Origin of the sequence: Gemmobacter sp. LW-1 (genome assembly GCF_001303875.1) — a bacterium.
GTDB lineage: Bacteria > Pseudomonadota > Alphaproteobacteria > Rhodobacterales > Rhodobacteraceae > Gemmobacter > Gemmobacter caeni.
In genome coordinates this window covers 42,762-67,980 of the sequence record NZ_LJSC01000025.1, presented here as the reverse complement: position 1 = coordinate 67,980, position 25,219 = coordinate 42,762, and the positions used below count along the sequence as shown (strand labels likewise).

General features: G+C 64.6%; 26 protein-coding genes. 7 read left to right on the top strand and 19 right to left on the bottom strand.

What is annotated here, in order from left to right; all coding sequences use genetic code 11:
• Positions 1-4: 4 nt before the first annotated feature.
• From AO684_RS03735 to AO684_RS03700, 8 genes are all read right to left on the bottom strand, one after another.
• Positions 5-1,942, bottom strand: a complete 1,938-nt coding sequence (locus AO684_RS03735; RefSeq protein WP_054301400.1) for a VWA domain-containing protein — start codon at positions 1,940-1,942, stop codon at positions 5-7.
• The gene (locus AO684_RS03730) at positions 1,939-2,478 is read right to left on the bottom strand and encodes an RNA polymerase sigma factor (RefSeq protein WP_054301449.1); all 540 of its coding nucleotides are present in this window, start codon (positions 2,476-2,478) and stop codon (positions 1,939-1,941) included. Before AO684_RS03730 ends, AO684_RS03735 begins: the two co-directional genes overlap by 4 nt.
• Positions 2,479-2,597: 119 nt before the next feature.
• Positions 2,598-3,059 carry an Hsp20 family protein gene (locus AO684_RS03725; protein ID WP_054301399.1) on the bottom strand — a complete coding sequence of 154 codons (462 nt, stop codon included), beginning with the start codon at positions 3,057-3,059 and terminating at the stop codon, positions 2,598-2,600.
• A gap of 114 nt (positions 3,060-3,173) precedes the next feature.
• Positions 3,174-3,965, bottom strand: a complete 792-nt coding sequence (locus tag AO684_RS03720) for an ABC transporter permease (protein ID WP_054301398.1) — start codon at positions 3,963-3,965, stop codon at positions 3,174-3,176.
• Positions 3,962-4,681, bottom strand: coding sequence for an ABC transporter ATP-binding protein (locus AO684_RS03715; RefSeq protein WP_054301397.1), 720 nt, complete (start codon positions 4,679-4,681; stop codon positions 3,962-3,964). Before AO684_RS03715 ends, AO684_RS03720 begins: the two co-directional genes overlap by 4 nt.
• Positions 4,678-5,127: a hypothetical protein gene (locus AO684_RS03710; protein WP_054301396.1), complete on the bottom strand. Its 450-nt coding sequence runs from the start codon at positions 5,125-5,127 to the stop codon at positions 4,678-4,680. The genes AO684_RS03715 and AO684_RS03710 overlap by 4 nt, the downstream gene beginning before the upstream one ends.
• A 17-nt stretch (positions 5,128-5,144) precedes the next feature.
• A complete protein-coding gene (locus AO684_RS03705) occupies positions 5,145-6,113 on the bottom strand; it encodes a YVTN family beta-propeller repeat protein (protein ID WP_054301395.1) in 969 nt (322 codons plus the stop codon).
• Between the two features lie 4 nt (positions 6,114-6,117).
• Positions 6,118-7,308 carry an ABC transporter substrate-binding protein gene (locus AO684_RS03700; RefSeq protein WP_054301394.1) on the bottom strand — a complete coding sequence of 397 codons (1,191 nt, stop codon included), beginning with the start codon at positions 7,306-7,308 and terminating at the stop codon, positions 6,118-6,120.
• A gap of 151 nt (positions 7,309-7,459) precedes the next feature.
• Here AO684_RS03700 and pedF point away from each other — a divergent pair, with 151 nt between their 5' ends.
• Entirely contained in the window at positions 7,460-8,140 is a 681-nt protein-coding gene (gene pedF, locus AO684_RS03695) for a cytochrome c-550 PedF (protein ID WP_108128718.1), read from the top strand.
• Between the two features lies 1 nt (position 8,141).
• Positions 8,142-9,074 carry a transporter substrate-binding domain-containing protein gene (locus AO684_RS03690; protein ID WP_054301393.1) on the top strand — a complete coding sequence of 311 codons (933 nt, stop codon included), beginning with the start codon at positions 8,142-8,144 and terminating at the stop codon, positions 9,072-9,074.
• Here the strand turns inward: AO684_RS03690 and AO684_RS03685 are convergent, their stop codons facing one another.
• The 3 genes from AO684_RS03685 to AO684_RS03675 all read right to left on the bottom strand — a co-directional run bounded on the left by AO684_RS03685 (position 9,075) and on the right by AO684_RS03675 (position 11,324).
• The gene (locus AO684_RS03685; RefSeq protein WP_054301392.1) at positions 9,075-9,863 is read right to left on the bottom strand and encodes an exodeoxyribonuclease III; all 789 of its coding nucleotides are present in this window, start codon (positions 9,861-9,863) and stop codon (positions 9,075-9,077) included.
• Positions 9,864-9,964: 101 nt separating this feature from the next.
• Positions 9,965-10,273: a hypothetical protein gene (locus AO684_RS03680; protein ID WP_108128716.1), complete on the bottom strand. Its 309-nt coding sequence runs from the start codon at positions 10,271-10,273 to the stop codon at positions 9,965-9,967.
• 364 nt (positions 10,274-10,637) lie between these two features.
• Entirely contained in the window at positions 10,638-11,324 is a 687-nt protein-coding gene (locus AO684_RS03675) for a response regulator transcription factor (RefSeq protein ID WP_054301390.1), read from the bottom strand.
• A gap of 153 nt (positions 11,325-11,477) precedes the next feature.
• Between AO684_RS03675 and ribA the strand changes: the two genes are divergently transcribed.
• Positions 11,478-12,581 carry a GTP cyclohydrolase II gene (ribA, locus tag AO684_RS03670; RefSeq protein ID WP_054301389.1) on the top strand — a complete coding sequence of 368 codons (1,104 nt, stop codon included), beginning with the start codon at positions 11,478-11,480 and terminating at the stop codon, positions 12,579-12,581.
• A gap of 3 nt (positions 12,582-12,584) precedes the next feature.
• On the opposite strand, the gene AO684_RS03665 is transcribed toward ribA, so the two are convergent.
• Together AO684_RS03665 and AO684_RS03660 are read right to left on the bottom strand one after the other, a co-directional pair.
• Positions 12,585-13,238 (bottom strand): YggS family pyridoxal phosphate-dependent enzyme, encoded by a 654-nt coding sequence (locus tag AO684_RS03665; protein ID WP_054301388.1) that lies wholly within the window; start codon positions 13,236-13,238, stop codon positions 12,585-12,587.
• Positions 13,239-13,365: 127 nt separating this feature from the next.
• Positions 13,366-14,262: a porin gene (locus tag AO684_RS03660; RefSeq protein WP_054301387.1), complete on the bottom strand. Its 897-nt coding sequence runs from the start codon at positions 14,260-14,262 to the stop codon at positions 13,366-13,368.
• Positions 14,263-14,541: 279 nt separating this feature from the next.
• Here AO684_RS03660 and AO684_RS03655 point away from each other — a divergent pair, with 279 nt between their 5' ends.
• The 4 genes from AO684_RS03655 to holA all read left to right on the top strand — a co-directional run bounded on the left by AO684_RS03655 (position 14,542) and on the right by holA (position 19,268).
• Positions 14,542-15,093: a DUF3576 domain-containing protein gene (locus tag AO684_RS03655; protein WP_054301386.1), complete on the top strand. Its 552-nt coding sequence runs from the start codon at positions 14,542-14,544 to the stop codon at positions 15,091-15,093.
• Positions 15,094-15,239: 146 nt separating this feature from the next.
• Entirely contained in the window at positions 15,240-17,798 is a 2,559-nt protein-coding gene (leuS, locus tag AO684_RS03650) for a leucine--tRNA ligase (protein WP_054301385.1), read from the top strand.
• On the top strand, positions 17,785-18,270 hold the full coding sequence (gene lptE / locus AO684_RS03645; protein ID WP_054301384.1) for an LPS assembly lipoprotein LptE: 486 nt from the start codon (positions 17,785-17,787) through the stop codon (positions 18,268-18,270). The genes leuS and lptE overlap by 14 nt, the downstream gene beginning before the upstream one ends.
• On the top strand, positions 18,267-19,268 hold the full coding sequence (gene holA, locus AO684_RS03640) for a DNA polymerase III subunit delta (RefSeq protein ID WP_054301383.1): 1,002 nt from the start codon (positions 18,267-18,269) through the stop codon (positions 19,266-19,268). Before lptE ends, holA begins: the two co-directional genes overlap by 4 nt.
• A 37-nt stretch (positions 19,269-19,305) precedes the next feature.
• Here the strand turns inward: holA and AO684_RS03635 are convergent, their stop codons facing one another.
• The 6 genes from AO684_RS03635 to AO684_RS03610 form a co-directional block, all read right to left on the bottom strand.
• A complete protein-coding gene (locus AO684_RS03635; RefSeq protein ID WP_054301382.1) occupies positions 19,306-20,541 on the bottom strand; it encodes a saccharopine dehydrogenase family protein in 1,236 nt (411 codons plus the stop codon).
• A gap of 40 nt (positions 20,542-20,581) precedes the next feature.
• Positions 20,582-21,676, bottom strand: a complete 1,095-nt coding sequence (gene nspC / locus AO684_RS03630; RefSeq protein ID WP_054301381.1) for a carboxynorspermidine decarboxylase — start codon at positions 21,674-21,676, stop codon at positions 20,582-20,584.
• Between the two features lie 99 nt (positions 21,677-21,775).
• Positions 21,776-22,591, bottom strand: a complete 816-nt coding sequence (locus tag AO684_RS03625) for a phosphatase PAP2 family protein (protein WP_054301380.1) — start codon at positions 22,589-22,591, stop codon at positions 21,776-21,778.
• A complete protein-coding gene (locus tag AO684_RS03620) occupies positions 22,584-24,029 on the bottom strand; it encodes a glycosyltransferase family 39 protein (protein WP_082400706.1) in 1,446 nt (481 codons plus the stop codon). Before AO684_RS03620 ends, AO684_RS03625 begins: the two co-directional genes overlap by 8 nt.
• A complete protein-coding gene (locus tag AO684_RS03615; protein WP_054301378.1) occupies positions 23,992-24,315 on the bottom strand; it encodes a lipid-A-disaccharide synthase N-terminal domain-containing protein in 324 nt (107 codons plus the stop codon). The genes AO684_RS03620 and AO684_RS03615 overlap by 38 nt, the downstream gene beginning before the upstream one ends.
• Positions 24,312-25,097 carry a glycosyltransferase family 2 protein gene (locus tag AO684_RS03610; RefSeq protein WP_082400704.1) on the bottom strand — a complete coding sequence of 262 codons (786 nt, stop codon included), beginning with the start codon at positions 25,095-25,097 and terminating at the stop codon, positions 24,312-24,314. The genes AO684_RS03615 and AO684_RS03610 overlap by 4 nt, the downstream gene beginning before the upstream one ends.
• Positions 25,098-25,219 lie beyond the last annotated feature (122 nt).

The following is a 25,219-nucleotide window of genomic DNA, read 5'->3' as shown; positions in this document are numbered from 1 at the left end:
CGCGTCAGCGGTTCAGGCTTTTTGCCAGACGCATCAGGTTAACCGCCTCGACACGATAGCCGAACGGGTCATCGCCCCGCGAGCCGTCGGCAAGTCGGATGGCATCGTCCCAGCTCCAGTCGCCCAGATAGGTCGCGCCGGTCAGAAGCTGGCCGAAGCCTGCAATAGCGGCGGCGAAGCGGGCATCCGCGTCGGGGGCCAAGTCGCTCGAAAGGATAGGGGTTTCGATCAGCTGGCTTTCTGCCGCACCCGGCGCCTTATAGCGCAGCCGCAGGAAGCCCAGTTCCCCCGCGGGTCCGGTGGCCTCGGTCGCCGTGCCATAGCGCAGCGGTTCGTTCAGGCGGGCGGGGCTGTCCGGCGCGGTGATCTCGTATAGCGCAGTCACCTGATGTCCGGCGCCGATTTCGCCCGCATCCACTTTGTCATTGCTGAAATCCTCGCGCCGCAGGGCACGGGTTTCATAGCCGATCAGCCGGTATTCCGCGACCTGCGCGGGGTTCCATTCGACCTGCATCTTCACATCGTCGGCAATCGGGAACAGCGCGCCAGACAGCTGATCCACCAGCACCTTGCGGGCCTCTTGTGCGGTGTCGATATAGGCCGCCATGCCATTGCCGCTTTGTGCCAGCGCCTGCATGGTGGCATCGTCCAGATTGCCACGCCCGAAGCCCAGCACCGACAGATAGCTGCCACCGGCACGTTCCCTGGCGATGAAGGTCTCAAGCTCCTTAGGGTCGGAAATCCCGAGGTTGAAATCGCCATCGGTCGCCAGCAGCACGCGGCTGATTTCACCCTCGCCGCGCATCTGGTCGGCCAGACGATAGGCTTCGGCCAGCCCTTCGGCACCCGCCGTGCCTCCGCCGGGCGCCAGATCATCCAGCACGGCGGAAATCGCGGCGGTTTCGCGGGCGGGCGTGGGCGGCAGAACCACACCGGCCGAACCGGCATAGGCGACGATGGCCACCTCATCCTCGGGGCGCAGTTGCGGCAGCACCAGCCGCAGCGCCTGTTTCAGCAGCGGCAGCTTGTCAGGTTCGTCCATGCTGCCCGAGGTATCCACCAGAAACACCAGATTGAGCGGCGGACGGTCGGCCAGCGCGGGCAGGCGGCCCTGCAACCCGATCCGCACCAGCCGGGTGCCCGCATTCCACGGCGTCGGCATGACCGAAACATCGGCGCGGAACGGCGCGTCGCCTTCCGGTGCGGGATAGGCATAGGGGAAGTAATTCACCATCTCCTCGATCCGCACCGCCTCGGGCGGGGCCAGGGTGCCCGCTTCCAGATCGCGGCGGATCACGGCGTAAGAGGCCGTATCCACATCGACCGAGAAGGTGGAAACCGGGTCAGTCTCGACCGATTTCACCGGATTCGCATCGGCATTGGCGAAGGCCGAGGTATCGGGTTCGGGCGCGGCCACCATGTCCGTCGGGGCCATTCCGCCGCCAGCCGCGATCATCGCTTCCGGCGCGGCTTCGAACACCATTGGCGCATCAGCGGAGGGCATGCTGGTCGGAGCGGCCTTGCGTGCGGTCAAAGCAGGCGGGGCGGCTTGCGGCGCGGGGGCGGCGAGGGGCGCCATGTCTTCGGCCGCCTCCGGCGTGGCGGGTTGCGGCGCAAGGCGCACCAGCGCCGGTTCGGGCGGCTGGTGCAGCGCAGGGGAAAGGGCGATTACCGCCACGGCCAGCGCGGCGACAGAGGTCGTTGCCGCCAGAAGCCCGGCGGGGGAAAGGGATTTCAGCATGTCTTTGACTCCGGTCAGAAAGCCCTTCCTTTCAGGGCTTGCCGGATTGGGACGTGCGGGCGCAGCGGTTTCTTGGCGGCTGTCCTGCAAAAGATCGAAATTTTGCAACGCGGCATCCAGCGCCGCCATCCGCGCCGCATCACCGGGCGGTGGCGGGGCGGCGCGCAGGGCCGATTTCAGCTTGTCGAAATCATCGGTCATTGCGCCTCGTCCTCTGCTGCGATGCGGCGCAGCCGCTTTTTCACCTCGGACATGCGCCAGGCGACCGTGCCTTCGGAAAGGCCCAGCACCTCGGCCGCCTCGGCCTGGGTCAGTTCCTCGCCCAGAACCAGCGCGACGGTTTCGCGCAGTTCCGGCGACAGCCGGGCCATGGCGCCTTCCAGCCACTGCCGCGCGGCGCGGGATTCCTCCATTTCGGCCTGACGGGCGATTTCCCAATCGCCCCAGCCATCAGCGGCCCGTGCCCGCGTCGCCTGCCGCCGCCGCAGATCGGAGGCGGCATTGACGACGACACGGTAAAGCCACGTGGTGAACCGCGCCTCGCCCCGCCAGTTTGCCAGCTTGGCGGGCAGGGCGGCGCAAATCTCCTGCGCCAGATCCTGCGCATCCGCGGCCGAGCCGGTCAGCCGCCAGCCCAGACCGTAAACCCGGTCGTAATGCCGCGTCACCAGCGCCGCGAAGGCGGCGCGGTCGCCGCCTGCGGCGGCCAGAGCAAGGGTTTCATCCGGTGTTTCCATGCGCATGACGCTATTCAGACGCGACGGGCTGCGCAATCCTTGGCCTGCGGCCTGAAAATTTCGCGCCAATGCAAAAGGCCCGGAGAAATCTCCGGGCCTTGCCGTCCTTGCGGGCGGGGTCAGTTGACGGCGGCATCCACCACCTGCGCCACCCCGGCGGGGCGGGCGATTTCGATGCGGCGGGGTTTCAGCGCCTCGGGCGTTTCGCGCACGAGGTCGATGTGCAGCATGCCGTGTTCATGGGTGGCGCCGGTGACGCGCACATGATCAGCCAGCGCGAAGCGGCGTTCAAACGCGCGGGTGGCGATGCCGCGATGCAGGTAGCTGCGTTCGGCCTCTTCCGGTGCCTTGCGGGCCGACACGAACAGCGCGCCTTCCTTGACCTCGACGCTCAGTTCCTCGGGCGTGAAGCCCGCGACAGCGATTGAGATGCGATAAGCGTTCTCGTCAGTCTTTTCGATATTGTAGGGGGGATAGGTCGGCTGGGCCACGTCGGCGCTGAGGGCACGATCCATCAGATCGGCGATCCGGTCAAAACCCACGGTGGCACGGTAAAGCGGTGCGAAATCGAGATTACGCATGGTCATCCTCTTGGAGCGATGTCTGTCTGGCCCCCCGTTACGGGCGGGCCGGGGTTGAAGCGCGGGCCCGTACTGGCACCCGCTCCAGTGATCTGGGAAGCCGGTCTCGCGGTTTCAAGACCCTTTGCGCGCCTGCATTCCCCGCGCCGGATCATAGCCCCAAAGCGCTGCCGTGCCGAACACCATGAGCGCCAGCAAGACCCATCCCGCAGCCGCCGCATTGGGTTGCAGGTACAGCGCGAAGCGGATCAGCTCGACCGCATGGGTAAAGGGGTTCACGGCGCAAAGCCGGGCCAGAAGGGGGCTTGCCTCTTTCATCTTCCACAGCGGGTAAAGCGCCGAGGACAGGAAGAACATCGGGAAGATGACGAAGTTCATCACCCCCGCGAAGTTTTCAAGCTGGCGGATGAAGGAGGACAGCATCAGACCCAGCGCCCCCAGCATCAGCCCGGCCAGCAGAATGGCAGGAATGGCGGCGATATAGCCCGGCCATGGCATGCGGATGCCGAAAGCCGCCGCGATGGCAAGGAAGGCCGCGCATTGCAGCAGCGAAATCATCGCCCCCGCCGTGACCTTGGCAAGCAGCAGCCACCAGCGCGGCAAGGGTGCGGTCAGCAGCAGGCGCATCGACCCCATCTCGCGGTCATAGACGAGGCTCAACGAGCTTTGCATGCCGTTGAACAGGCAGATCATGCCGCAGAGGCCGGGGGTGATGTAGATTTCGTAAGTGATATAGGTCTGGTAGGGCGGGATGATCGACAGGCCCAGTGCCGCGCGGAACCCGGCGGCAAAGACCAGAAGCCATACCAGCGGTCGCACCAGTGCGGCAACCAGCCGTCCGCGCTGACCCAGAAAGCGCAGCGCCTCGCGGTGCAGGATGGCGCGGAAGGCCAGCCACCAGATCATGCCTCGACCCCCGTCAGACGCAGGAACATCTCGCGCAGCGGCTCGTCCCCGCGCAGGTCGCCGGTGGTGCCGGAGGCGAGCAGGCGACCGCGATGCAGAATGGCAAGCTGGTCGCTGTCGCGCACCTCGTCCGTCAGATGCGTGGCCCAGAGCACGGCCAGCCCCTGATCGGCAAGATCGTGGACATGTGCGGTGATCGCTGCCCGTGCGGCGGCATCAAGGCCGACCGTCGGTTCGTCCAGCAGCAAGACCTCGGGCCGGTGGATCAGGGCGCGCGCCAGTTCCATCCGGCGGCGGTGGCCACCGTTCAGGGCATGGACGGGTTCGGCCGCGCGTTCGGCCATGCCCAGACGCTCCAGCGCCTCGGCGGTGCGGATCTCGGCCTCGCGCCCGCCGATGCCGTGCAGGGCTGCGAAATACAGCAGGTTGCGCCGCACCGTCAGGTCAAGATCCAGCGTTGGTTGCTGGAACACCACGCCCATGCGCGCCAGCGCGGCGCGGGGCGCGCGGGCCAGATCCTGACCCGCCACGGCGATGCGGCCTGTCCGCGTGGTAAACAGCCGTGTGAGCAGGGAAAACAGCGTCGATTTTCCTGCCCCGTTCGGCCCGAGGAGCGCACAGAACCGGCCCTTCGGCACCTCAAGCGTCACCTCGCTCAGCGCCACTTTCGCGCCATAGCTGTAGCTGACCGCATGGATGCCGAGGCCGGGGGTCATTCGATGACGATGTCCAGCTTCTGCGTATCGCCCTTGGTGCCGGGCACGCGCATGACATAGCTGCCGGGCTTCACGGCGATAAAGCCGATTTCCATGGTGCCCGCCTCGTCAAACTCGACGGAATCGAGGCCCAGCGGCCGCACTTCCAGCCCCTCGATGACGATTTCGTCGATCCAGATGGCGCGGAAAAATTCCGGCGCGACAAGGCCAAGCTCCTGGCTGCCATCGGCCTCGATCTCGACCTCGTAGTAATGGCCGGATTTCAGCTTCCAGGGCGCATCGGCCAGCGGCGTACCGGCGGACAACAGGATCGGCGGCAGTTCGCTTTTATTGCCTTTGGACATCAGACCGGCAGCGCCCAGGGCCGTATCATCGTCATCTTCTGCCTCGGCATGAACGACAACAGGCAGGGCGGCCAGCAGCGCGGCAAGGATCAGTGGTTTCATGGAATTTCCTTTCCAGGTTACGGCCGCATCGCCGCGCCCCAGGGGAAGCGGCCGACCTTGATGGATTTGACAGGTGTTTCGCTGGCAACGTCGATCACCGTCACGTCGCCGGACACGCCGTTGGTGGTGAAAAGCTGGCTTTGATCGGGGGACCAGGCCATATGCCAGACCCGCCGTCCGGTGAGGATGTAATTCGTCACCTCGAAGCTGGCGGTGTCTATGACCGCGACATGATTGGCGGGGCCAAGCGCCACGAAGGCACGCTTGCCATCGGGCGAGAACTTGAAGCCGACGGGCTGGATCAGATCGTCATTCACCCCGGAAATGGCGAAATGCACCTTGCCCCGCTCGCGCTGGTCGGCCACCGAAAACACCGTGACCGTGCCGCCGATTTCGGCGCTGACCCAAAGCTGGCTGCCATCGGCGGTAAATTCGGCATGACGCGGGCGGCTGTCGACCAGCGTATTGGCAAACAGCTTGTGCGTCGCCGTGTCGATCCAGTGCGCCATATTGGTGGTTTCAGAGGTGGTAATGGCGATCTTGCCATCGGGGCTGATGGCCATGCCTTCGGGTTCCACCCCCACGTCGATCTGCGCCACCACCTGACGGGTTTCGGTATCGACGACCGTGGTGATCGCATCATCCTCGTTGGCAATGTAGAGATGCCGGTCATCGGGGGCGAGCACGAATTGTTCGGGGTCTTCGCCCGACGGCAGGTCATGCAGGATCTCGCCGGTGTCGGGGTCCATCACCTGCACGGTGTCACTATCCGAAGCGCAGATGTAGAGCCGCTTGAAATCCTTGGAGAAGGTCACGCCACGCGGGCGCTCGCCGGTGGGATAGGTCTTGATGACCTCCAGCGTATCGGTGTCGATCACGCTGACCGTGTCATCCTTTTCATTGGTGACCCAGATTTCTCCGGCATGGATCGGGGCAGGGATCAGCGGCGTGGCAGTCAGCAGCAGGGCAGCAGCAAGGCGGCGCATCGGGTTACTCCGTGAAGGCGTGGCACTGGCTCTCCGGTTCGTCGAGGCCAAGCGTGTCGGTTTCGTTGCGCTGGTGCAGGAACCCCTCGACCGGGGCGAGCGTCACAAGCGCGCGGGCATTGGCCACCGCGATGGGCTGGCGCAACTGGCCGTTCCACGACCGGAAGCTGAGCCCGCGCCCTTTGAATCCGTCGAGCTGGAACGCATCGGACAGCATGTAATCGCGCAGGGTGGCGGGGTCGGCGCTGCCGGTTCGGGTAACAGCTTCGCCGATTGCGCGTACGGCGGTCCAGGCGGCATAGTCGCGGCTGCGCATGTCGCGGCCCGCCGTCTGTTCAAATCGGTTCTGCAACTGCACGGCGCCCCATTGTTCCATCACATGCGTCCAGCCCTGCGGCTCCAGCCCTTCCGACCCGGCGATGGGCCGGGGCAGCCATGTGTTGTTTTCCACATAACGGCCGAAATCGTCGGTCTCGTCCGCCACCAGCAGCACGTCATGGTCGGGCAGATCCTGCGTGAAGGGCGGCAGTTCAACCGTGGCGGCGCGGCGCAGGTCGGTGTCGAAGCTCCACGCCTTTTCACCCACCAGCGTGAGGCCGAACTTGGCGGCGGACCGGCGCAAATGATCGGCATAGGCCAGATCGGCGGGCTTCGGCCCAGTGATCATCGCCAGCTTTGACCAGCGTTTCGCGGCAAGAACCTGCATCAGCGCATCGGTGCGCGCACCATCCTCGGGGATTGTGTGCAACAGGTTGGCCCGGCAATCGGCGGACCGCAGCGCCTCGTCCCCCGAAGCGACATTGAACAGCAGCTTGCCTGCGGCTTCTGGCATGTCCGCCACGGCCAGAATTTCGGCGGCGGTGCCGTCGACCAGCACCAGCCCGGCCCCGGCCAGCGCGTCGCGCGCGGCGGTGGGCAGATCGCCTTCCGGCGCAATGTCGATCACGTTTAACGTATAGGTCTGGCCAAGGAATTTGCCGGTGGTGGCATTGTCGGCCATTGCGACTTCGGCGCCGGCAATGCCCAGATCTTCCGGCACCGGATCAAGGTTCGACAGCACAGGCGGGCGCATTTCTTGCTGGCGCAGATAGACGACCTCGACGGCAAGAGGCTCGGCGTGCAGGCGGCTGGCGGGCATCAGGCAAAAGCCGCTCACGGCAGCCACGGCCACCCGGCACAAGGTCTTTTTCGGCATCGTTCGTCTCCCTGAGAGGGATGTTGGGCGGCGGGACGGCCCGAGGGTATTGGACATTGGTCGCAAGACCCTGCCGCTTTGCACGAAAGTCCAATACCGCGGTGCGGCATTGACGGGTTAGCTCGGCTCAAGTGCTCAGGGAGGATGCGCAATGACGAACATGACCCGCGGCTTCGTTGCCGCTGTGGCCCTCGCGGGGCTTGCGACCATGGCTTTTGCCCACGGCGATGTGGCCCCGCAGCCGGTAAATACCGATGCGCTGCCCGATGTGGGTGAGGAATGGCTGACCGAAAATCCCTATCGTGCAGCGGCGGCAGGGGACGAGGTCTGGGCCAAGGCGGTCGAGATCGGCGACAGCGCCTTCAATCAGAACTGCGCGCGCTGCCATGGCCTCGGCGCGGTTTCGGGCGGTCTTGCCCCTGATCTGCGCTTTCTGGAGGCCGAGGAATATGGCGATGAATGGTTCATGGAGCGGTTCCAGCACGGCTATACCCAGGACGGCGTGACCAAGATGCCGGCATTTGGCGAGGTCCTGGGCCAGAAGGCAGGCTGGGCGATCCGCACCTATATCGAGACGCGGCCCGAGGATGGCGCGCTGGATGGCCATTCCGCACGGCTGACAGCGATCCGCGACGCGCTGATGGCCGGTGGGGCGGATCAACCGGCACTGAAAGAAGAACTCGGAGCCATTGCCGTCGAGGTCAAGACGGCCTCCGGGGCGCCGGTGGCGGACAGCGCGGCGAGCCGGGCGGCGAAGCTGCTGGACGGCTCTGACCTCGGGGCGAAACATGCGGCCGACGCGCTGACGGTCGGGCTTTCGGCGGCACACTGACATGGATCGGCGTTCCGCATTTGTTGCGGGGCTGGCGGCGGGGTTTTTCAGCCTCGCCGCCGCACCCGTTTTTGGCCGTTGCGAAGGTGTGGCGCCGGGCGCCCGCCCGCAGAACACTTCGCGCCAGTATGTCGGGCAGACGCTGGACGATATCGTTGCACGCGGAACCCTGAACATTGCGGTCTACGAGGATTTTCCGCCCTACAGCTGGGATGACGCGGGTACGCCGCGCGGCGTGGATGTCGAGGTCGGGCGTATTCTGGCCGAGGGGCTGGGCGTGAAGCCGGAATATCGCTTCGTGCAGGCGGGCGAGAATGTGCAGACCGATCTGATGTCCTACATCTGGCGTGGCACCGTGCAGAAGGAGCCCGTATCGAATGTGATGATGCGGGTGCCCTACAACAGCGAGTTCACCTGCCTTGTCGAACAGGTGGTCTTTACCGGCCAGTATGCCAAGGAAGAGGTGGCCATTGCCTACCGGCTTGACGCCTATCCGGATGCGGTGCCTTCCGACAAACCCCGGCATGAAGGCGGGCCGGTGCCCGCCTATTTCCGTTTTGACACCGTGGCGGTGGAGAATGATTCAATCTCTGACTTCTATCTGACCGCCTTTCCGGGGGGGCAGATCGGGCCGAACATCCATCGCTTTCCCGATATGGCCAAGGCGATGAAGGCGCTGGCGGCGGGTGAGGTCATGGCGGCCATGGGCCCTCGCGCGCAACTGCAATATGGCGCGACGGAAGGGATCGCTGTGCATCAGCCGCCGCTGGCGGGCTTTGCCCTGGCAAGCTGGACCGTCGGTATCGCGGTTCATCAAAGCCACCGCGACCTTGCCTATGCGCTGGACGATGCCGTTGCGGCGGCACTGGCCGACGGGCGTATCGCCGCCGCCTATGCTGCCTACGGGCTGACCTTCACTCCGCCCGAGCGGTGATCACAGGTCGAAGGTGGCGAAGACCGGCACATGGTCCGAGGGCTGCTCCCAGCCCCGGCAGGGCCGCAGAATGCGGCTGCCATGCGCGGCGCCCGCAATATCGGGCGTCGCCCAGACGTGGTCCAGCCGGCGGCCCTTGTCAGCGGCATCCCAGTCGGGGGAGCGATAGCTCCACCACGAATAAAGTCGCCCTTCGGGGATATCCTTGCGGGTCACGTCCACCCAGCCACCGGCGTCCTGCGCCGCACCCAGATGCTCTACCTCGATGGGCGTGTGGCTGACGATTTTCAGCAGGGCCTTGTGGTTCCAGACGTCATCCTCGCGCGGGGCGATGTTCAGGTCGCCGACAAGAATGGCTTTCGACGGCTTTTCCGCATGAGCCCAGTCGCGCATCTCGGTCAGGAAATCCAGCTTCTGCCCGAATTTCACATTGGCCTCACGGTCGGGAATATCCCCGCCGGCGGGTACATAGAAATTGTGCACCGTCACGCCGTTTTCCAGCCGCGCGGCAACGTGCCGGGCATGACCCAGCGCGGCGAAATCGCGGTCGCCCGCATCTTCCAGCGGCAGGCGCGACAGGATGGCGACGCCGTTATAGCCCTTCTGCCCGCGCGCAACCATATAGCGGTAGCCAAGCGCCTCGAACGCCTCGCGGGGGAATTTGTCGATCGGGGTCTTGATCTCTTGCAGGCAAAGGACGTCGGGCGCCTCCTCCTGCATCAGCCGCGAGACGATTGCCTCGCGCAGACGGACCGAATTGATGTTCCAGGTGGCAAGTGTAAAGGGCATGGCGGTTTCCTTTCGCCAACCTGTCTAGGCGGCGCGGCGCGTGACGTAAAGCGCCGGAACGGCCCCGCCGGTGTCAGGCACCATGATGGCTGGCCAGGATGTCACTGGATGGTATAGGCGCCGCTGTCGCAGATGTTGCTGCGGTCTTCCAGCACGTCGCCATCGGCGAAGACCATGCGGAAGTCATATTCGCATCCCTTGGCTTCGGCGATGGTGATGTCGCCGCTGGCTCCGGCGGGCAAGGCGCCGGTGGACAGGATGTTTTCCTCCCAGGACTCTGTGCCCACGGGCGAGGCGTAAAATTCCGTGAGATCGGCATTGGATTGATTCGACAGCGTGAAGGACAGGCTTTCCGCCGCCGCTGGAAGGGTCGTGCCCGCAAGGGCAAGACAGACAAGGGAAAATCGCATCGACACCGGACCTCCTCGGGCAAAAGCGCCGCAGACACCTGATCATATGTAGGATGCGCGATGCAGGATTCCAACATCACCAGCAAATGCCGCTGCGGAATTGTCGGGCGGAAGAGACGCCGGGCACAAGGCCCGGCCAGGCTTCCAACAGGGAGAATGTGAATCGGGCGAAAAGGCCACCTCGAAGCACATCCATAGATTGTATCACATCTGTTCGGAAAAAAAAGGCCGGGCATTGCCCGGCCTAGTCCAACAGGGAGGATGCCGCGTCATGACCCCGACGCGGCGAGGGGAACCTGTCGCATGATATAATCACGCATTCCGGCAACAATAAGACCATCGTCGCCCATTTTTTTCCAACTGGTCAAGCGACCAGCCGATATCCGCCGGATTCGGTCACCAGCAGACGTGCATTGGAGGGGTCCGGCTCGATCTTCTGGCGCAGACGATAGATGTGGGTTTCAAGTGTGTGGGTGGTAACCCCCGCGTTATAACCCCAGACTTCGTGGAGAAGCACATCCCGAGCCACAACACCTTGTTGCGCGCGGTAAAGGTACTTCAGGATATTGGTTTCCTTCTCGGTCAGGCGAACCTTGCGTTCCTTTTCGTCCACCAGAAGCTTCTGGGCCGGTTTGAACGTATAGGGGCCAAGCTGGAACACCGCATCTTCGGATTGTTCGTGCTGCCGCAACTGCGCCCGGATGCGGGCCAGCAGCACAGGAAATTTGAACGGCTTGGTCACATAGTCATTTGCGCCCGAATCAAGCCCGAGGATCGTATCGGCATCGGTATCGTGTCCGGTAAGCATCATGATCGGGCATTTCACGCCCGCCTTGCGCATCCGGCGGCACAGTTCGCGCCCGTCCGTATCGGGCAGGCCGACGTCGAGGATCACCAGATCATGCCCGCCGCCCTTGGCTTTCTCCAGACCCTCAAGGCCGGTAGAGGCTTCGAAAACATCGAAATCCTCGGTCATCACAAGCTGTTCGCTCAGCGCCTCGCGCAGATCGTCGTCGTCGTCGACCAGAAGAATTTTGCGCAGCGTTGCCATCGTGCGGCCTCCGTGGTTGCTTGCCCAACACATGAGCCCCCTTCACGGTTCCGGCAAGATTTGCGACGAAGGAGTCACGGCCTCGTGTCGCAACGGGGGGAAATGTTTCACTTTCCCACCCGGATCGTTACATAGGGCGCAAGAGGACGCAGCATGACCAGCACCCCCGCCATCGCCGGCCCCGGCATCATCGAACGGCTTGCCCGCGCGCGCGGCGATCTGCGCATGGGCGTTCCCGTGATGCTGACCGAAGGCGAGGCCGCAGCGGTCGCGGTGCCGGTCGAGTCGCTTGGCTCCGCGCGGCTGGAGGAGCTGCGCCGTCTGGGCCAGCCGGAACTTGCGTTGACCGTCCGGCGGGCGGAGACGCTGAAGATCAGGGTTTACGACGGCGATCTGGCGCGGCTGGCCTTGCCCGCCGACGCGGGGCTGGACTGGCTGTCGGCCATGGCCGATCCGGCCGATGACCTGCGCCTGCCGATGAAAGGACCGTTTCACGAAATCCGGGGGGGCAGGCCGGGCCTGCACCGCGCGGCCATCGCCCTGGCGAAATCGGCACGTCTGCTGCCTGCGGTCGTGGTGGTGCCGGTGGTGCAGGGTGCTGCCCTGGCGCGTGCCGCCGATCTGACGGTGATCGACATTGCAGAAGCGGCGGTGGAGCTGGACCGCGCCTCGCCGCTGTCCGAGGTCGTTTCGGCCCGCCTGCCGATGGTCGCAAGTGCGGCGGGGCGGGTGCATATCTTTCGTCCCGAGGACGGCGGCGAGGAACATTATGCCATCGAGATCGGGCAGCCGGACCGCAAGGCGCCGGTTTTGGCCCGCCTGCATTCGGCCTGTTTCACCGGCGACGTACTCGGCAGCCTGAAATGCGATTGCGGCCCGCAACTGCGCGCCGCGCTGGCGCAGATGGGGGCCGAGGGCGCAGGGGTGTTGCTTTACCTCAATCAGGAAGGCCGGGGGATCGGTCTTGCCAACAAGATGCGGGCCTATTCCTTGCAGGATCAGGGTTTCGATACGGTCGAAGCCAATCACCGGCTGGGATTCGAAGATGATGAACGTGATTTCCGGTTGGGCGCGGGCATCCTGAAGACCATGGGGTTTTCAGCGGTGCGGCTGCTGACCAACAATCCCCGCAAGATCACCATGATGGAGGGGCAGGGTCTTCGTGTGACCGAACGTGTGCAGCTTCGCGTCGGGGAAACGCCTGAAAATCGCGGCTATCTGGCGACGAAAGCCGCGAAATCGGGACATCTGCTTTAGGCGTCAGGCGTAACTGCGAGCGCCGAAGATCGCGCTGCCGACACGCACATGAGTGGCACCATGGGCAATCGCAGCCTCGAAATCGCCGCTCATTCCCATGGAAAGCTGCGAGAGCCCATTTCGGGCCGCGATTTCGGCCAGGTGCACGAAATGCGGCGTGCTGTCCGTATCTTCGGGCGGAATGCACATGAGGCCCGCGACCGGCAGATCCTTCGCGCGACAATCCGCGATAAAGGCATCGGCGTCATCGGGCAGAATGCCCGCCTTCTGCGGCTCTGCCCCGGTATTCACCTGCACGAAAAGCATGGGGCAGCGCCCCTGCGCCTGTGCGAGCCGGGAAAGCTTGTCCGCCAGCGACGGCCGGTCAAGCGTGTGGATCGCATCGAACAGATCGAACGCCAGCCTGGCCTTGTTGGTCTGCAAGGGGCCGATCATATGGACCGTGGTGCCGGGAAAGCGGCTGCGCAGATCTGGCCACTTCCCGGCAGCTTCCTGAACATAATTCTCGCCGAAAATACGCTGCCCCTGCTCCAGCGTGGCAATCACCCGTTCCAGCGGCTGCACTTTCGACACGGCGATCAGCGTCACCGCACCCTGCGGGCGCCCTGCCGCTGTTTCTGCCACTGCTACCCGTGACTTGATTTCCGTCAGACCCATCGCCGCCTCCGTCTTTGGCCGCAGATGGCCACAGCAGGGGAAAAAAGAAAAGGCCCCGGCATGACCGGAGCCAAAAAGGAAAAGGGCGGGGTTTACCCCGCCCTTTCCTAACTGACTGATCGTGGGATCAGAAGTCGAAGCGAACGCCGACGTCAGCCCAGGTCTCGCCAGCGTAACCCGACTGGATCGAGCCCGACAGACGAGCGCCGCCGAGGTCGTAGTCAGCGCCGAGGCCGTAAGCGGTGTCAGCACCGGCGACGTCCAGGTCAGCAACGTAGGCGCGCAGGGTGGTGGCGCCCATGGTGTAGTTGCCGTACAGGGTCACAACGCGGCCACCGGCCGAGTCTTCGTCGATGTAGTTCAGGCCAACGGTGGCAGCGTCATTGATGGTGTACGCAGCACCCAGGAAGAAGCCGTCGTTATTGGCAAGGCCAGCGCCGTCCTGGTAGGCGGCGAGCGACACGGCGAACGGACCCGAAGCGTAGTCGAACGACACCGAGAGCTCTTCGGTCGAGCCCGAAACGGTCTGGTCCGGGTTCACGTACGAGATACGACCGGTGAAGTCACCCATCGAGTACGAAGCGAACACGCCGGTGTAGTTGGCCGGGGTAGCGCCCGAAGCGTAGGCGAAGAACGCACCTTGCGGGTCGCCGTACGACGAGTCCACGAAGCCCATTTCGGCGTTATAGATCAGGCCAGCCGAGTCAAACGCGGTGTTGACGTTGCCGACTTCAACGCGGAAGCCTTCGAACGAAGCGTAGAGCATCGCAGCGTTGGCGGTCGCAGCGGTCGCGCCGTTGGTGTGCTGGATGCGGATACGGCCACCGAAGGTCACGCCCGAGTCGGTCTCGGTTTTGCCGTCGATGTTGAAACGCAGACGGGTCGTCACTTGGGTCTCGACAGCGCGGGTGTCGAGGTAGGTCAGACCGAAGCGGCCGTAGCCCGACAGGGTCACGCCGGTTTCAGCCGAAGCCACGGTGGCGGTCGAAGCCAGCAGCGTGGTGGCGAGAAGGATCTTTTTCATCGTTTTCCCTCGTTGACTCAAAGGTGCGGCCCAACTCAGGGGAATCCGAATTGGGTATGGCCTCTATTTCTGCCGTTGGGCCTCGAATTGCAATCGGCTGTGGCGGCCCGTCGGGAAACACGGCGGTGTATGGTGCACCAATGTCACAGTCCTGCCACGGGAAGGGCAAGATGCCCTCGCGCGAACGCGCGAGCCCGCACGAGAAAGCCGAAGGCGGGAAAAGCCTTGTCCGGTCCGGGGCGCTCGGCTAGACAGCCTTTATATCGACGGGAGTAGCGAATGTCCTTGCCCAGCCTTGCGCGTCTTACGCTGTCCGGCAGTCTGGTCCTTGCCCTTGCGGCCTGTGGCGGGATCGGCAGCGGCGGTTCCGGCCTGTTCAGTGGCAAGGCCAGGTCGGTGGATCATTCGCAGACCGAAGCCGTGGTGCCCAAGGCAAAGCAGCGCAGCACCGTGGCAACCCGTGAGATTTCGGACGAGACCCGTCAGCGGAAGATCTGGGATCTGTTCGGCGGCGGTGCCGATCCGAATACCACGGTCGAGGTGAACCGTTATCTGTGGCAGGCCTCGCTGGATGTGCTGAATTTCCTGCCTATCGAATCGGTCGACCCCTTCACCGGCGTCATCGTGACCGGCTATGGCACGCCGCCCGGCGGCGGTCGCGCCTATCGTGCGACGATCTATATCAGCGACCCTGCGCTGGATGCGCGTTCGCTGCGCGTCTCGTTGCAGGGGCGCGGTGGTGCCGCCGTCTCGCCGCAGACCCAGCGCGCGGTCGAGGATGCGATTCTGACACGCGCGCGGGAAATCCGCGTTCGCGACAGCCGTCTGTGACGCCGCAGGGTGGGGGCGCTGCCCCCGCCGCGCCTTTGGCGCGACTCCCCCGGGATATTTGAATCAGGGTGAAAGCTGCGCGGGCTGGACTGTTCCGGCCCGGTCGGTTTAATTCGCGCGCGTCGAACCGATGAGATGAGGCCAGCATGTCGCGCTATGAACCGAGCCAGATCGAGCCGAAATGGCAGGAAACCTGGGATAAGACCGGGGTGTTCACCGCCCGGCGCGATGCGGCCAAGCCGAAATATTATGTGCTTGAGATGTTCCCCTATCCTTCGGGGCGCATCCACATGGGCCATGTGCGCAACTACACGATGGGCGATGTGGTGGCGCGCTACAAATCTTCCTGCGGGTTTTCGGTGCTGCATCCGATGGGCTGGGATGCCTTCGGGATGCCCGCCGAGAACGCCGCGATGGAGCGTGGCGGCCATCCCAAGGACTGGACCTACGGCAATATCGCCGACATGCGCGGACAGATGAAGCCCTTGGGCCTGTCGATCGACTGGAGCCGCGAATTCGCCACCTGCGACCCGGAATATTACGGCCAGCAGCAGGCCATGTTCATCGACATGATGGAAAAGGGTCTGGTCTATCGCAAGGCGGCGGTGGTGAACTGGGATCCGGTCGATATGACCGTGCTGGCCAACGAACAGGTGATCGACGGCAAGGGCTGGCGGTCGGGCGCCGTGGTGGAGCGGCGCGAGCTGACCCAGTGGTTCTTCAAGATCTCCGACATGGCGGGCGATCTGCTGGATTCGCTGGATGGCCTGAAGGACTGGCCCGAGAAGGTGCGGCTGATGCAGGCCAACTGGATTGGCAAGTCGCGCGGGCTGCAGTTCGGCTTTGAAACCGTGGCGGCGCCGGCGGGCTTTGACCGGCTGGAGGTCTATACCACCCGCCCCGACACGCTGATGGGCGCCTCTTTCGCCGGGATCAGCCCGGATCACCCGCTGGCGAAGGAACTGGAAAAGACCAATCCGCAGATCGCGGCCTTTGTCGCCGAATGCCGCCGCATCGGCACCAGCGAGGAAGCCCTGCAAACCGCCGAGAAGCTGGGCATGGATACCGGAATCCGCGTGAAGCATCCGCTGGACCCGAACTGGGAACTGCCGGTCTGGATCGCCAATTTCATCCTGATGGATTACGGCACCGGCGCGATTTTCGGCTGCCCGGCGCATGACCAGCGCGATTTCGAATTCGCCACCAAATACGGGCTGCCGATCAAGGCGGTCTATGTGGCGGAAGGGGCGGAGGACGCGCCGCTGACCGAAGCCTTTGTGCCGATGAAATCCGAGCGGGTTCAATATGTTCGCGGTATCGCGGGCAACAAGCCGATGACCGGCGACGAGGGTGTGGCCGAGGCCATCGCGCTGGCCGAGGCCAAGGGCTTTGGCCAGGGCGTCACCAAGTTCCGTCTGCGCGACTGGGGCGTGTCCAGGCAACGCTATTGGGGCTGCCCGATTCCGGTCGTGCATTGCGCGACCTGTGGCGTGGTGCCTGAGAAAAAGGAAAACCTGCCGGTCGAGCTGCCCTATGACGTGAGCTTCGACAAGCCTGGCAACCCGCTCGATCGCCACCCGACCTGGGCCACGACGACCTGCCCGAAATGCGGTGCGGCGGCCCGGCGCGAAACGGATACGATGGATACGTTCGTCGATTCGTCCTGGTATTACGCCCGCTTTACCGCGCCCCGCGCCACCACCCCGACCGTGGCCGAGGACGCCGACTACTGGATGAACGTCGATCAGTATATCGGCGGCATCGAGCACGCGATTCTGCACCTGCTTTACAGCCGCTTCTTCGCCCGCGCGATGAACGAGACCGGCCACCTGCCCGCCAAGGCACGCGAGCCGTTCAATGCGCTGTTCACGCAGGGCATGGTGACGCATGAGATCTACAAGACCACCGATGACAAGGGCCGCCCGGTCTATCACCTGCCCGAGGACATCATCCGCAGCGAGGCCGGCGCCACGCTGAAGGACGGGACTGCGGTCGAGGTCATCCCCTCGGCCAAAATGTCGAAATCCAAGAAGAATGTCGTCGATCCGATGAACATCATCGCCTCTTACGGTGCCGATACCGCGCGGTGGTTTGTCATGTCGGACAGCCCGCCGGAGCGTGACGTGGAATGGACGGCCTCGGGCGCGGAGGCGGCCTTCAAGCATCTGACCCGTGTGTGGAACCTGTGTTCCCGCATCGGCGAACTGCCTGCGGATCATCAGGGCAAGGACGATGCGGCGCTGCTGAAAGCCACGGCGAAGGCTGTGGATGAGGTGACGAAGGGCATTGACGGCTTTGCCTTCAACAAGGCCATCGCCGGGCTTTACGCTTTTACCAATGTGCTGGCGAAGGCCGATGCCTCGACTCCGGTGATGAAACAGGCGATCCGCACGCTGGCGCAGCTGATGTCGCCGATGACCCCGCATATCGCGGAATCCATCTGGTCATATCAGGGGGGCGAAGGCCTCTGCGCGCAGGCCGCATGGCCCAAGGCCGATCCGGCGCTGCTGGTGGATGATACCGTGACGCTGCCGATCCAGATCAACGGCAAGCGGCGGGCGGAAATCAGCGTGCCGAAGGATATGGCGGCGGCAGAGGTTGAAAAGATCGCGCTGGCGAACGAGGATGTGGTTAAGTTCTTGGCCGGTCAGCCGGTGAAGAAGATCATCGTCGTACCGGGGCGCATCATCAATGTCGTGGTATAAACGCCGCCAGTTCATCACGCTCGCCGGTGCGGCCCTGACGGGCTGCACCTTCACCCCGGCTTATGCGCCGGGCGGACCTGCCGCCGCGCTGCAAGGCGCGATCCGCGTCGATGCGCCGTCCGACAAGAACGGCTTCGATCTGGTCGAGCGGCTGGAGGAACGGCTGGGACGCCCGCAGGGCGACCGCTATCGGCTGTCCTACACCATCCGCACCGAAAGCATCGGTGTCGGCGTTACACCAGAGAACGCGACGACGCGCTATAATTTGCGCGGCACGGTGGACTGGGTGGTGAAAAATGCTGCGGGCACACCGCTGGCCGAAGGCACGGCAGCCAGCTTCACCTCCTGGTCGGCGACCGGATCCACCGTCGCCGGTTTGGCGGCGGAGGAGGATGCGGCCTATCGCCTGATGCGGATTTTGGCTGACCAGATCGTTACGCGGCTTCTGGCGACGGCAGGAAGCTTCCTGTGAAGCTGACCGGCGCGGCGGGGGCGGCCTATTGTGCCAAGCCCGATCCGGCGGCGGCGGGGCTGCTGCTGTACGGGCAGGACGCCATGCGCGTATCGCTGCGGCGGCAGGAGGCGATTGCCGCGCTGATCGGACCGGAGGGCGAGGCTGAGATGCGGCTCGCGCGCCTCTCGGGCGGTGATGTGCGCAAGGAACCGGCGCTTCTGATGGATGCGATGAAGGCGCAGGGCTTCTTTCCTGGTCCGCGCGTGGTCTTCGTGGAGGAAGCGACCGACACCATCGCCCCGGCGGTGACCGAGGCTTTTCGCGACTGGCGTCCCGGTGACGCGCAGATCGTGGTGACCGCGGGCGGGCTGACTGCGAAATCGGCGCTGGTGAAGCTGTTCGAATCGCATCCGACGGCGCGCTGCCTTGGCATCTATGACGACCCCCCCTCACGCGAGGAAATCGAGAGCACGCTGGGCAAAAGCGGCCTGCGCGACATCGCGCCCGAGGCGATGACCGATCTTCTGTCGCTGGCAAAAGAGCTTGATCCAGGTGACTTCCGCCAGACAGTCGAGAAGATCGCGCTGTATAAATGGGGCGACGGCACGCCGCTGACGCCCGCCGATGTGATCGCCATGGCCCCGGCGACGGTGGATGCCGAGGTAGATGATGTGGTGGAGGCTGTGGCCGAAGGGCGGGGCGCTGCCGTGGGGCAGCTGATGCGGCGGCTGGAGGGGCAGGGGGTGCAGCCCGTCACGCTATGCATCTTTGCCATGCGCCATTTCCGCAATCTGCACGCGCTGGCGGTTGATCCGCGCGGCCCGGCCTCGTTCCGGCTGCGCGGTCCGCGCAAGGATCGGGCGATGCGTCAGGCCGAAAGCTGGGGCGCGCGGCGGCTGGAGGATGCGCTGGCGCTGCTGGTGGAAACCGACCTGACGCTGCGGTCCGCCTCGCGCGCACCTGCCATGGCACTGATGGAACGCGCGCTAATCCGGCTGGCGATGATGCGGCGATAAGCAAAAGGCCCGGCGTTCAGACCGGGCCTTTCGGATTTCAGAACTCCAGCGGGCGGTCGCCCTGCGCATCCTTGATGCGGCTCGGCAGGCCCATGGTGTTCAGCAGGTTGATGAAGGGTTTGGGGTCCAGTTCCTCGACATTGACCATCGTGCCCACATCCCAGGTGCCATCGGCAATCAGCAGCGCGGCGGTGACCGGCGGCACACCGGCGGTATAGCTGATGCCCTGCGAGCCGACCTCCTCGAACGCCTCTTTGTGATCCGCGACGTTGTAGATGAACAACTCGGCCGGCTGGCCATCCTTCACGCCCTTCACCACGTCCCCGATGCAGGTCTTGCCGGTATAGTTCGGCGCGAGGCTGGCCGGATCGGGCAGCACAGCCTTCACCACCTTCAGCGGAATGACCTCCTGCCCCTCGGCGGTCTTTACCGGCTGTTCCGACAGCAGGCCAAGGTTCTTCAGCACGATGAACACGTTGATGTAATGGTCGCCAAAGCCCATCCAGAACCGCACATCGGCATCCTTGTAGCGCGCCGACAGCGAATGCACCTCGTCATGGCCGGTCAGATAGGCTTTCTGTTCGCCCACAACCGGCAGATCCCAGGTCTGGCCAACCTCGAACATCTTGTTCGACTGCCAGCCGCCGTTCTGCCACGAATAGACCGTGCCGGTGAATTCGCGGAAGTTGATCTCGGGGTCGAAATTGGTGGCGAACCATTTGCCATGCGACCCGGCATTGATGTCCACGATGTCGATGGAGGTGATCTTGTCCAGCATCCCCTCAGCCACGCGGGCATAGGCGTTCACCACGCCGGGGTCAAAGCCGATGCCAAGGATCGCGGTCACACCGGCCGCCTTGCAGCGGTCGCGGCGTTGCCATTCGTAGTTGCCATACCACGGCGGCGTTTCGCAGATCTTTTCCGGGTCTTCGTGGATCGCGGTGTCCAGATAGGCGGCGCCGGTCTCGATGCAGGCTTCCAGCACCGTCATGTTCACGAAGGCCGAACCCACGTTGATCACGATCTGCGCGCCGGTCTCGCGGATCAGCGCGGCGACGGCGGCACTGTCCATCGCATCGACCGCATGGGCCGCGAAAGTGCCCGGCACCTTCATCGCGTTCTTTTCATGGACGCTGGCGATGATCGCCTCGCATTTCGCCCGCGTACGGCTGGCGATATGCAGATCGCCCAGCCGGTCATTGTGTTGCGCACATTTATGCGCCACGACCTGAGCCACGCCACCGGCGCCGATGATCAACACGTTCCGTTTCACTTCGAACCGTCTCCTTTAAGGACAGAGGGAAGGGAGAGTCTCAGCCCAGGCTGCTCTCGTAGTCGGCATAGCCGAATTCTCGTTTCAGGCTCAGCGAGCCATCCAGTTCGCGCACGACGATGCTGGGCATCTTCACGCCGTTGAACCAGTTCTTCTTCACCATCGTATAGCCTGCGGCATCGGCGATCGACAGCCGGTCGCCCACCGACAGCGGTGTGGGGAAGTTGAACTCGCCGAAAATATCGCCCGCAAGGCAGGATTTGCCGCAGATCATCCAGGGATGATCGCCCGCGACCTCCATCTTCGCAGACTGGCGATAGATCAGCAGGTCGAGCATGTGCGCCTCGACCGAGGAATCCACGATGGCCAGATCCTTGCCGTTGTTCAGCGTGTCGATCACCGTCACTTCAAGGCTGGCGGAATTGGTGATCGCGGCCTCGCCCGGTTCCAGATAGACCTGCACCCCGAACCGATCCTGAAAGGCGCGGAGCCGGGCGGCGAGCTTGTCCACGGGATAGCCCTCGCCGGTGAAGTGGATGCCGCCGCCGAGGCTGACCCATTTCAGGCGTTTCAGCAGGTCGCCGAACTCATCCTCGATGCGGGCAAGCTGCGTGTCGAACAGGTCGAAATCCGCATTCTCGCAGTTGTAATGGATCATGAAGCCCGAGATACGGTCCATCACGGTTTCGATCTTCTTCTGGTCCCATTCGCCCAGACGGCTGAAGGGGCGGGCCGGATCGGCAAGATCAAAGCCCGAAGTGCTGAACCGCGGGTTCAGCCGCAGCCCGCGTTCGATCTCTGCCGACTGATTGTCGAAGCGTTCAAGCTGACCGATGGAGTTGAAGATGATCTTGTCGGCATAGCCTACCGCCTCGGCGATTTCGTGGTCGGACCAGCCAACGGAATAGGCGTGGGTTTCCTTGCCGAACTTCTCGCGTCCCAGCCGCAGTTCGTAAAGGCTGGAGGAGGTCGTGCCGTCCATATGCTCGCGCATCTGGTCGAACACCGGCCAGGTAGCGAAACATTTCAGCGCAAGCAGGGCCTTGGCGCCGGACTGCGCGCGCAGCCGGTCGATGATTTCCATGTTGCGCGAAAGCTTCGCCCGATCAATCAGGTAGTAAGGCGTCTGGATCATCAAGAATCCCCCCCGGGGCCAAAAGGGACAAGAGCGGTCCACATAGGGCCTAACCCCCCTGGGTGCAAGTCGTGTGACACTTTCTTGCGGTTCCGCGCATCAGCGCCTTTCAGCCGTCACCAGTGGCAAAAGGCGGCGCATCTGCGCGGCGAGGCGCTGAAACCGGCGTTGCAGATGCCCGGAAAGTGCCAGCCCATCACTGTGGATCGCCTGCCACGTCATCTGGTGCCGCGCGGTGCCAAGGTTGAACAGCCGGTAGCCGCCCATCACCACGAAGGCCGAAATGGCGACCGAGGCCAGCGCGTCCGAGGTGAAATGCCGCCCCATGCCGACGCGCAGCAGCAGGCTTGCCCCGATCAGCGCGGCAGCAGCGACGACGGCCAGCCACCGGCGCGGTTTCGGCAGATGCGGCCATGTCAGGGCCAACAGGGCAAAGGCGAAAGTCGCCGTCATCGCGACCTCACCCGAGGAGAAGGAACAGTTCTGGCTGCACTGGTCGCTGATTTGCAGGACGGGGGTGAACTGTCGCGTCCCGCCGAACTCTATGATGTCAGCGGGACGGGCACGTCCCGCATAGGCTTTCAGGATGCCGTTCACGATCAGGCCGGGGCCGATGACGAACACGGTCGCAAGGAAATGCCAGCCGGCCAGCCCGGATCGCGGTGTGAAGCCGCGCGTGCGTGCCAGCACTGGCAGAGCCACCGCCAGAAGGGCAAAAGCGGTCAACCCCCAGCGCAGGCTGTCGTTGAGTGTGGTGATGGCGGGGTTTCCGCGCAGGGCGAAAACGCCTTGCGGATCAAGAAACCGGCTTGAAAGGGCGATATCCAGTGCCGGTTCGGCGCTGAACAGGCAGAGCACAACCAGCGTTGCAATCAGCGCGGCATGATGCAGGCGGGCGAGGGTGGGGTCAGTCATCCTTGGCCTCCGTCAGGCATTCGGGGGTGGTCAGGACCAGCGACATCTGTCGCCCCTCGGCAAAGCCTGGCCCGGCGATCCAGTGGCCAGACGGGCCGGTGGCGCAGGCGGGTGGCTCCGCCCCTTGCATCAACAGCACAACCAGTGTGCCCGGAGCAGCAGTCAGCGGCAGCGCCAGGTCCCAGTGGTGTCGGGGTGGTCCGTCATGCGGGATGGCGGCGATTTCCAGCCCGGAGCCATGGCTCTGCCAGCTCAGATCAGCCAGCAGGCCACGATCCGAGGCCACGATCACGGCGGCGCCATTGCGCGTTGCGAAATCCATTGCGCGCCGGCTGACCTCGGCCCGGCCCAGATAGCGCGACAGGATCAGCGGCCCGTCCCCGATCCGCCAGCCGGTGCCGAAAGTGGCGATGAGCGGCAGGGCAATCGCCACCGCCGCACCCAGCGCCAGCGAGGCAAGGGCCACTGCCCGGTGCCGCTCCAGCCAGTGCGCGGCGATGATGCTGCCCGTGACCGTAAAGCCCACGCCCCAGTTTGCAAGCGCCCGGCTGGTCAGCGCCTGAAGCGTGACGATGCCAAGGATCACCAGCGCCACCGTCACGGCGCCGCGCAGTGGCGGGCGGGGCGCGTGCAGACCCAGCAGGAAGGCCGGAAAGGCCAGCGGCCCCATCACCGCGAGTTGTTCGGCCAAAAAGCGGACAGCACCAGACAGATGCAGGCCAAAACCCTGCGCCGCGCCATCTTCGGCCAGATGATGCAGGGTCACAAAACCGTGGCTGGCGATCCACAGCAGATTCGGCAGCGCCAGCAACAGGGCAACCGCCCCGGCTATTGTCGCATCGCGGCGGGTGATCCGCCATGCCGGGGATACCAGCGCGGCCATAGCCATCCCGGCCATGGCAAACAGCATCGCATGTTTCGACAGGAACCCCAGCCCCAGCGCCAGCCCCAGCAACACCGCATCGCCGGTCGAAGCGCGCGCGGCCAGCCGGTGCTGCATCAGCAGCGCCGCCGCGATGGCACACAGCAGCGGTGTGTCGGTCGTCATCATCATCGCGCCCAGCGTGGCTGCGGGCATGGTCGCATAGGTCAGTCCGGCCAGTGCCGCCACGCGCGCATTGGTCAGCCGCGCTGCAAGCGCCATGACCAGCATCGCCGTCACCCCATGCAGCACAGGCGCCGCAAGACGCACCCCGAAGGGCGTGTTGCCCGCAACTTCGGTCGTGGCACGGATCAGCCAGCCGATCAGCGGTGGTTTGGAATAGGCGCCGAAGGACAGCGACTGCCCCCATAGCCAGTATTGCGATTCATCCGTCCAAAGTTCGGTCCGCATCGCGGCCAGCATGCCCAGCCGCCATAGTGTCAGCGCGGCAATGGCCAGCAACGCCGCCTGCAGGCAGTCAGGCGCGGCTTTGGGCAGGCTGGTGCTTTTCAGCATGGATAAGCCAAAGATTGCGGGAATAGATGACAAGCCCCGTCGCCTGCCCGAACACGAACACGGGGTCGCGCCGCCACAGCGCATAGCTCAGCAGCACCACACCCCCGGCCATCGAGAAATACCAGAAGGCCACCGGGATGACCGACCGGCGCGTGCGTTCCGACACGATCCATTGCACCAGAAAGCGCATGGTGAACATCAGCTGCCCGCCAAGGCCGATCATCACCCAGGTGAACTCGGTCCAGTCGGTGACGTGCAGGGCGGCCCAGACCGCCTCGCGGCTCATGCTCCGGCCCCGGCGGCGATTTCGTGCGGGGTTACCCGTTTGCGGCGGCGGATCAGCCAGGCAACGCCCGCCAGATCGGTGATCCCGACCAGCGCCCGCCCGAGATTGGTGTATTTCGACCGCCCGGCCAGACGCGGTGCATGGGTCACATCGACATGTGCGATCTTCCAGCCATCGCGCAGGAACAGCGCGGGCAGAAAGCGGTGCTGGTGGTTGAAATAGGGCAGTGCCAGATAGGCGGCGCGGTCAAACGCCTTCAGCCCGCAGCCGGTGTCGCGCGTCCTGTCGCCCAGCAGCCAGCCGCGCAACCCGTTGGCAAAGCGCGATGCCAGCCGACGGCCCGGCGTATCGCGGCGCCCGATGCGCTGACCGGCAACCAGCGCCAGCGCCGGGTCGCGGCGCGGGTCCATCAGGGGCGCGATCAGCGCCGGAAGGTTGACCGGCGGGTTCTGCCCGTCCCCGTCCAGCGTCGCCACGATACGGCCGCGCGCCGCCCGCGCGCCAGAATGGATCGCCGCCGATTGCCCTGCCGCCCGGTCATGCCCCAGCACGCGGATGCGCGGCTCGTGCCGGGCCAGCCGCAACAGTTCGGCCCGTGTTTCATCTTCCGAACCGTCATCGACAAGGATCAGTTCGAACGCCTGCCCGGCGAGGATTTCCAGAATCTGCGCGGTAAGTGGCGCGATGCTGGCCGCCTCGTCATGCAGCGGCACCACGACCGAGATGACCGGCACGATCTCTTCAATCTGTCGGGCACGACGGACGGGATGGACAGCATTCATGGCATGTACCCTCCGGCAGGCGCCGCAGGCTGGTGCGGCGCGGAAATCCTGCGCCGCAGCTAACACCCGCGTTGTAAGGGTGCGGTGACTGCCAGATGACGAATTGGTGTCGGCTGCCGAAG